The following is a 1,422-nucleotide window of genomic DNA, read 5'->3' on the forward strand; positions in this document are numbered from 1 at the left end:
GCGGCTACTAGACGATTCCCGTAGGACCGGCGTCCGGCCAGACTCGGTCCAGGTGATCGGCGGGCAGCTCTCTATGCGGCTGCCCACCGGCTGTTCTGGTGTGGCTCGCTATCGGTCTGCGGCCCGCCGGTCACCGTGACGAGGCGTGGCTCAAGAAGGGACTGCCCTGCTCGTAGTAGCAATGCCCACCTCGCCGTCCACATCGGATCGAAGAGGCGGGAGCAGCACATGAGTCAGACGGTCGAGCAGGTCATCATCGGGGTAGACCCCCACAAGTTGTCGGCCACGATCGAGGTCGTCGATCAGCGCGAGCAGATGCTCGGAGCAGGTCGATTCACCACCGACCGAGCCGGCTACGCCGCGATGCGGTCCTACGCCAGGAAGTGGCCGGGCCGGGTCTGGGCGGTCGAAGGCAGCAACGGCGCCGGGCGACCGCTCGCGCAACGACTCCTCGAAGACGGCGAGTACGTGGTCGACGTGCCCGCGAAGCTCGCCGCCCGAGTGCGACTGTTCGACACCGGGCACAACCGCAAGACCGACGCCCACGACGCGCACGCAGTCGCTGCTGTTGCCGTGCGCACCACGACCCTGCGGGTGCTGCAGCTCGACGGTGAACTGGAGGCACTGCGGATGCTCACCGACCGCCGTGAAGCACTCACCCGGCGCCGGGTCCAGACCGTCGACCGGCTCCAGGCACTGCTCGCTGAACTCCTGCCAGGGCAGGCGAAACGCGACCTCACCACGGGTCAGGCCAAAACGATGCTGGCCAGCGTGAGGCCGCGCGACATCGCCGGGAAGACCCGACGCCGGATCGCGGCCGAGGAGCTTGCCGAGCTCGTCTCGGTCGAGGCCAAGATCAAGAAGGCCACCGCCGAACTGAAGTCGATCGTCTTGGCCCGAGGCTCCCAGCTGATGGACCTTCATGGTGTTGGCCCCGTCGTGGCAGCCCGTGTCCTGGCCGACGTCGGTGACGTGACCCGCTTCGCCGACCGCAACCGCTTCGCGTCCTGGACGGGCACCGCACCCCTCGACGCCTCCTCTGGTGAGCAGAACCGACACCGTCTCTCACGTGCCGGGAACCGGCGGATGAACCACATGATCCACATCGCCGCGATCAGCCAGATCCGCCTCGACACCGACGGCCGCGCCTACTACCGACGCAAGCGAGCCGAGGGCAAGAAGCCCCTCGAGGCGATCCGCTGCCTCAAGCGCAGGATCTCAGATGCGATCTACCGCCAACTCCTCGAGGACGCTCAACGCGCCGCCGTGAAGGCCGTTGGCACGGGTCCGGGAGGGCACTGCAGGGCGTCTCAAAAATCCAGCGCGGTCGACCTTCCCCTGCTCATCGACACTTCGGATCAGCCACTTCCCGGACCCGCGGACAAGACGCTACGCCGGACCGGTTGACAACAGAAGGGAGCC

At 67.4% G+C, this 1,422-nt stretch carries 1 protein-coding gene; it reads left to right on the top strand.

Translation table 11 applies throughout. The features are described from left to right. Window positions 1-228: 228 nt before the first annotated feature. Complete coding sequence (locus AC6EI4_RS19745) at window positions 229-1,407, top strand: IS110 family RNA-guided transposase (RefSeq protein ID WP_498452521.1); 1,179 nt, start codon at window positions 229-231, stop codon at window positions 1,405-1,407. Window positions 1,408-1,422: the final 15 nt, after the last annotated feature.

The organism is Nocardioides sp. Z43_10 (genome assembly GCF_059766615.1).